At 62.5% G+C, this 6,164-nt stretch carries 5 protein-coding genes and 1 pseudogene; 1 reads left to right on the top strand and 5 read right to left on the bottom strand.

What is annotated here, in order from left to right; genetic code table 11:
• Positions 1 to 51: 51 nt before the first annotated feature.
• Together ACH2DW_RS15010 and ACH2DW_RS15005 are read right to left on the bottom strand one after the other, a co-directional pair.
• Positions 52 to 1,551: an aldehyde dehydrogenase family protein gene (locus tag ACH2DW_RS15010; protein WP_394930557.1), complete on the bottom strand. Its 1,500-nt coding sequence runs from the start codon at positions 1,549 to 1,551 to the stop codon at positions 52 to 54.
• Positions 1,548 to 2,681, bottom strand: a complete 1,134-nt coding sequence (locus ACH2DW_RS15005; RefSeq protein WP_394930556.1) for a Gfo/Idh/MocA family protein — start codon at positions 2,679 to 2,681, stop codon at positions 1,548 to 1,550. Before ACH2DW_RS15005 ends, ACH2DW_RS15010 begins: the two co-directional genes overlap by 4 nt.
• A gap of 25 nt (positions 2,682 to 2,706) precedes the next feature.
• Between ACH2DW_RS15005 and ACH2DW_RS15000 the strand changes: the two genes are divergently transcribed.
• A complete protein-coding gene (locus ACH2DW_RS15000) occupies positions 2,707 to 3,408 on the top strand; it encodes an MBL fold metallo-hydrolase (RefSeq protein WP_394930555.1) in 702 nt (233 codons plus the stop codon).
• Positions 3,409 to 3,471: 63 nt separating this feature from the next.
• Here the strand turns inward: ACH2DW_RS15000 and ACH2DW_RS14995 are convergent, their stop codons facing one another.
• The 3 genes and pseudogenes from ACH2DW_RS14995 to ACH2DW_RS14985 all read right to left on the bottom strand — a co-directional run.
• Positions 3,472 to 4,113, bottom strand: coding sequence for a LysM peptidoglycan-binding domain-containing protein (locus ACH2DW_RS14995; protein WP_394930554.1), 642 nt, complete (start codon positions 4,111 to 4,113; stop codon positions 3,472 to 3,474).
• Between the two features lie 81 nt (positions 4,114 to 4,194).
• On the bottom strand, positions 4,195 to 5,649 hold the full coding sequence (locus ACH2DW_RS14990) for a glutamate synthase subunit beta (protein ID WP_394930553.1): 1,455 nt from the start codon (positions 5,647 to 5,649) through the stop codon (positions 4,195 to 4,197).
• A 1-nt stretch (position 5,650) separates the two neighbouring features.
• Positions 5,651 to 6,164, bottom strand: a pseudogene (locus ACH2DW_RS14985) (glutamate synthase subunit alpha); the annotation flags it as partial.

The following is a 6,164-nucleotide window of genomic DNA, read 5'->3' as shown; positions in this document are numbered from 1 at the left end:
GGTTGGTACACGAGAAAATCGTACTCGGGGGCGACCCCGCATTGACCGCGGTCAGCGGTGTGTCTGGTGGTCAGTCACCGTCGCGCGATAGCGAACGGTGTGCACGCTGTCGCCTGACAGAATTGCTCCGCGTCCGAGCATTCGTCCACCCTGCCAATTTGACAGGCCCAGCTCGGGGGCATCGAGTGCGTACTGCCCATCGACCCACCGCGTGAAACCGTTGCCCACGAACGGCGCGTCAATTGCGCCGTAGAAGTGATCGTGCTCGTGCAGATCGCTGCTGACAAGCGACGCCGTGAAGTGAGGGCTGTAGGTGTTGCACAGCACCACGGCCTGGTCCACATCGTCAACAACCACGAGGGTCACCTCGGGCGAGTTCTCCCACTCCCACTCGATGGCAAGATCAGATTCGGGCAAGACGGTGGCGTAGCACTCGGTGACCGTGCCGGACGCGCGGTCAACGTCGACGCTCCGATCGAACAACTCCGGTGGCAGGAAAGCGGCCGAGCCATCCACGACGTGCAAACGGGGAGTCGTAAGCCGAGCTGCACCTGCGGCGTCGAGCCCTGCGAGAAAGGCCGGGATCAGTTCAGCAGCTCGGCCGGCAGGGATCGCACAGACATTCAGCGTGTTGCAGACCTTGCGATCGAGCGAGTGCTGCACGACGGCGTGCAGCGTGTCGGCGTCCGCATGCTCCCCTGCGACAATCCACGCGCCGCCAGTTCCATGCAGGCTGACCGGAACACCTGACTGCGAGGCCACCGCACCCAATTGGGCAACGGCGGCGCCCGAACCCCGCGCCACAGCAAGTGCAAGGCGACGATCGCTGAACAAGGCGTGACCGGCGCTGTGAGCCGCCGACTCGACCAGCTGGACGACCCCGTCGGGCAATCCAGACTCTGCCAGCGCCGGACGGAGTGCATGCTCGACGATCGCCAAAGCAGTGCCGAGTGCATCGGATCCGATGCGAAACACCACAGCGTTGCCGCTCCGCACGACACCACAGGCATCCGCGAACACGTTTGGTCGGCCTTCAAAAACAAAACCGACAACACCGAGCGGTGCTCGTCGCGCCTCGACCGACCACCCCTCGTGCTCGATGGTTCGAACGATCTCGTCGCGAGATACCGAAGCGTCGCGCCAGCCGCGTAGGCCGGCCACCATGTCGGCCCGCATTGCGGCGCTCAGTTCGAGTCTGGTGGTGGACCGTCCCCGTTCCCGGGCGCGATCGATGTCCAGTGCGTTGGCCACGGCGATGGGAGCGAACACCGCATCGTCGGCAAGTCTCGCTGCGAAGTGTTCGAAGAAATCGGAGATCGCATCATCGGTGACAGCGGCCAGCTCAGCGAACCCTGTGCGCGCTGCGGTGACAGCGGCATCGACGATGGCGTGCTCGTTTGCCGGGATGTGGAGAAGCGCGCCATCCTCCTGGACCACCACCAGCCGATCCCCGACTTGGAATGCGTCGGCAAGTTCGGCAGATACCTCGACCACCTGGTCACCACCGAAGACGACCTGTTGACCTGCGGTCAATGCAATGAGGCGGCTCATTGTCCGAACGCGATGCCCGCCATTTGGGGCAGATCGTCGAGCACAACGGGGAGTCCTGTCTCGAGCGAGCGGTGCGCTGCAAAGCCGACGGCGGCAGACCAGAGTCCGTCGAGCACGGTCACGTCGGCAGGCCGACCGGAGCGAATCGCATCGGCGAAGTCGACGTGCTCGAGGTAACTCGCCCCGTGATGAAGGCCTTGGTGCTTGATGCTGCTGTCGGCGACCGTCTCTTCGGTCACAACGTTGACGCCACTCCAAATATCATCGGTCCGCTGACCGATGCGGACGATCGACTCCGTGTCGAGCGCCTCAAGCTTTCCCTTGTCGCCCACGACGACGATCTCGCGCTCGTTCTTGCTCGCCTCTGCGAACATGCACAGATCGAGCATGCCGCGGCTGCCATTCTCGAACTCGACGATGACGTAGGCGTTGTCGAGAATGTCAGACCGCTCGCCGTTGTACACCTCGTCGAGGTGGTTGACGTCCTGTGATCCTGATGCCATCACGCGAACGGGACGGCTCGCGGTGGCCTGGATCATGAGATCGAAGAAGTGGCAGCACTTCTCGACGAGGGTGCCCCCCGTGTTCTTGCTGAACCGATTCCAGTTGTCGACTTTGACCAGGAATGGGAAGCGGTGCTCGCGGATGGCGACCATCTTCACATCGCCAGTGGTGCCGGCGGCGATCTCGGCCATCAACCGTTGGAGGGGAGGCATGTACCGGTACTCCAGACCCATCCAGATCACTTGTTCAGGCGGTCGTGTGGCGACCAGGTCAGTGATCTCGCGACAGTCATCGAGCGTGGTGCACAGCGGCTTCTCGATAAGGAGGTGGAGACCTGACTCGATCGCCGGAATCAGGATGTCGTGGTGCGTGAAGTTCGGAGAGGCAATGACGAGCGCATCGCAAAGCCCCGATGCAATCAGCTCCTCCACCGTGCTGAACTTCGCCAGCGGCGTCTCGGCCCCAACGGCCTGCTGCGCCGAGTCAAGCGAAAGAGAATGAGGGTCAGCCACAGCGGTCACGACGCAATCGTCGAGAGCGAGAATGTTCTGGATGTGTTCGACGCCCATCATGCCGACACCGACGACGCCGTACCTGATGGGAGTGTCGCTTGCCTGCGGGCTCATAGGGGCCTCAGCGTACGCTGCAGGGGTGACTGAGAACGCACCTGCTCCCAACAACGACCGTCTCTACTTCCGCCAGCTGTTGTCTGGACGCGACTTCGCGCACGGCGATCAGCTCGCCGAGCAGATGGTCAACTTCGTCTACGCCATCGGCGATCGAGAGACCGGTGAGTGCGTGCTCGTCGACCCGGCTTACGCCCCGGCAGAACTCATCGACGTTGTCGCAGCCGACGACATGACCGTGACCGGCGTGCTGGCCACGCACTACCACCCTGACCACGTCGGTGGTTCGATGATGGGCATGGAGATCGACGGCATCGCGTCGCTGCTCAACAAGATCGACTGTCCGATTCACATTCAGGCCGATGAGACCGAATGGGTCCGAAAGACCACCCACGTCAGCCCCGATCACCTCGTCGAGCACGGGTCCGGCGATGTCCTCAGTGTCGGTGCCATCGACATCACCCTGCTGCACACACCTGGTCACACACCCGGCAGCCAGTGTTTTCTCGTCGACGGCAAGCTTGTTGCGGGCGACACGCTGTTCCTTGACGGCTGCGGCCGAACCGACCTCCCCGGATCCAACGGTGCGCACATGATCGAAAGCTTGCAGCGACTCGCCAAGGTCCCGGGTGACACGATTCTGTACCCCGGCCACCAATACTCAGCGGCACCGTCGGCACGCATGGACCACGTCGTCCAGCACAACTACATCTTCCAGGGTCTCTGAGTCACAGCTGCTCAGTCACACCTGCTCGCGACCCCAAAGCAACTGAGGTCGCTGCAACCGGATTTAGCAGTCGGCTTTTGCCGGGATGACGATCTTCAGGCCGGGGTAAAACGCCGAGTAGCCACTCGTTCCGGCGTTCGCCGCGTCGAGTGCCTCGACCGTGACATCAAACTTGTTGGCAACCTTCGAACGGGCGTTGTCACCGTCTTCGATCGTGTACGAACCGGGTGCACAGTTTGAGCCGGTGTCCGGGATCGTCTCGCCGACCGAGGCCTCGCCATCTTCGCCTGCTGCTGCCGCAACGTCGGTGTCGGCGTCGGTCGCCGCTGCCTGTGTCGTGCCGCCCGGCGGAATCTTGATCTCTTCGCCGGGGAACGGGAACTCGTTGCCGGTCGCCCACCCGTTGAAGTTGAGGAGATCCTCAAGCGGTACGCCGAATTGATCGGCGACCTTGATCGCGTAGTCACCCGACTGGACGACATACGTCTGCGATCCGGTCGCCGTTTCTTCCCCGCCCGACAGCGACGCAATGGTCGTCGTGACCGGATCCTTGACGATGTAGTTGGTGGCGTCGAGGTTGATCGTCGACGCCGTGGCGCCACTCGTGGCGTCGCTGCCACAGCTCGCGAGAACCAGCGCGCCAGCCACAATTGGCCACGTCAGCACGCTCATCCGACCGAATTTGCCCATGTTCTTCAAACCCATGCGGGCATCGTACGTGGTCTCATCGAGACAGTGTTGGCAGGGCGGTATGTGTGCGGCACACCCATCCTGAATGCCCGACCTTCACATCAAGGGGCGTTCGGTCGGCGCGATCGGCCGTGGGAGCGTTGTCTCGCCCATCAGCAGTGCGTCGGCGCCCGCTGCTGCTGCTCGACCTTCAGCAATCGCCCAAACAATCAGGCTTTGTCCCCGACCCATGTCGCCGGCCACGAACAGCCCGTGCTGGTTGGTCATGTAATTGTCATCGCGCACCACGTTGCCGCGAGCGTCATAGTCCACGCCGAGCTCGTCAAGCCACGAACCTTTCTCCGGACCCACAAAGCCCATCGCGAGGAACACGAAGTCCGCAGGAATCTCCCTGTCCGTGCCTTCGACTTTTTCGAACTTGCCGTCGACGAACTCAACTTCGTGCAACATCAGCGCCTTGACCCGGCCGGTCCCGTCATCCACGAACCGCTCGGTGTTGACGCTGTAGAGACGTTCTCCGCCCTCCTCGTGCGCGCTGGTGACCTTGTAGACCATCGCGAACTGTGGCCACGGGTTGCGATCCCCATTCCGTTCGTCGGACGGTCGGGGCATGATCTCGAGCTGCGTTACCGAGGCCGCGCCTTGGCGATGCGCCGTACCCAGACAGTCAGCGCCGGTGTCGCCACCACCGATGATCACCACGTGTTTGCCGTTCACATCGATCGGCGACTGCTCCTGATCACCGAACTGCACCCGATTCGACTCCGGCAAGTACTCCATCGCCTGATGGATTCCCGCAAGTTCTCGTCCCGGTACAGGCAGGTCACGCCATGCCGTTGCGCCGCAAGCGAGCACCACGGCATCGTGGCTGGCGCGGAGCACCTCGATATCGACGTTCTCGCCAACAACGGCGTTCGTGCGGAACTCGGTTCCTTCGGCTTCCATTTGTTCGAGACGACGATCGATGTGCCGCTTCTCCATTTTGAACTCTGGGATCCCGTAGCGCAGCAGTCCGCCAATACGGTCAGCACGCTCGAGCACCACGACGTCGTGCCCAGCGCGCGTCAACTGCTGCGCAGCAGCGAGACCCGCTGGCCCGGAGCCGATGACCGCAATCCGCTTGCCAGTGCGAACCGACGGAATCTGCGGCGTGACCCAGCCCTCGTCGAAGGCCCGGTCGATGATCTCGACTTCGACCTGCTTGATCGCAACCGGGTCCTGGCTGATACCGAGCACGCATGCCGACTCGCAGGGCGCTGGACACAGCCGCCCGGTGAATTCGGGGAAGTTGTTCGTGGCATGCAGCCGTTCGATCGCATCGTGCCACTGGTTGCGGTACACGAGGTCGTTCCAATCGGGAATGAGATTCCCGAGGGGACAACCGTTGTTGCAGAACGGGATGCCGCAATCCATGCACCGCCCGGCCTGGTGATTCAGTGCTTCTGCATCGAACGGCTCGTAGACCTCGTTCCAGTCTCGAAGACGGACGGGAACGGGACGATGTGCGGGAGTCTGACGCTCCCATTCGAGAAAACCGGTGGGCTTACCCATGTCAGGACCTCGCTGCTTCCATGATGGCGTTAACGGTGGCGTCTTCGTCGAGGCCTGATGCCTCGGCTTCGGCGATGACGTTCAGAACTCGCTTGTAGTCGGTTGGCATCACCTTGCGGAACTCGCTGACCTTGAGTGGCCACGAGGCCAGGAGCCCCTCGGCAACGGACGAGCCGGTGAAGTCGCGATGGCGGGTCACAGTGTCACGCAGGAACTCACGATCCTCCGCCGTCAGTTCTTCCAGCTTGACCATCTCGTAGTTGACCTTGCTCGCAAATTCACCATTCGGGTCATAGACGAAGGCAATGCCGCCGGACATCCCGGCACCAAAGTTACGGCCCGTTTCGCCGAGCACGACCACCCGGCCACCGGTCATGTATTCACACCCGTGATCACCGATGCCCTCACTGACCGCAAGCGCACCGGAGTTACGGACGCAGAAGCGCTCGCCGACATTGCCGCGGAGGAAAATCTCACCTCCGGTCGCGCCATAGCCGATGACATTGCCGGCAATG

Origin of the sequence: uncultured Ilumatobacter sp. (assembly GCF_963980585.1) — a bacterium.
Lineage (GTDB): Bacteria > Actinomycetota > Acidimicrobiia > Acidimicrobiales > Ilumatobacteraceae > Ilumatobacter_A.
Note: the sequence above shows the minus strand (reverse complement) of the source record. Positions and strands in the feature narration are given on the sequence as shown.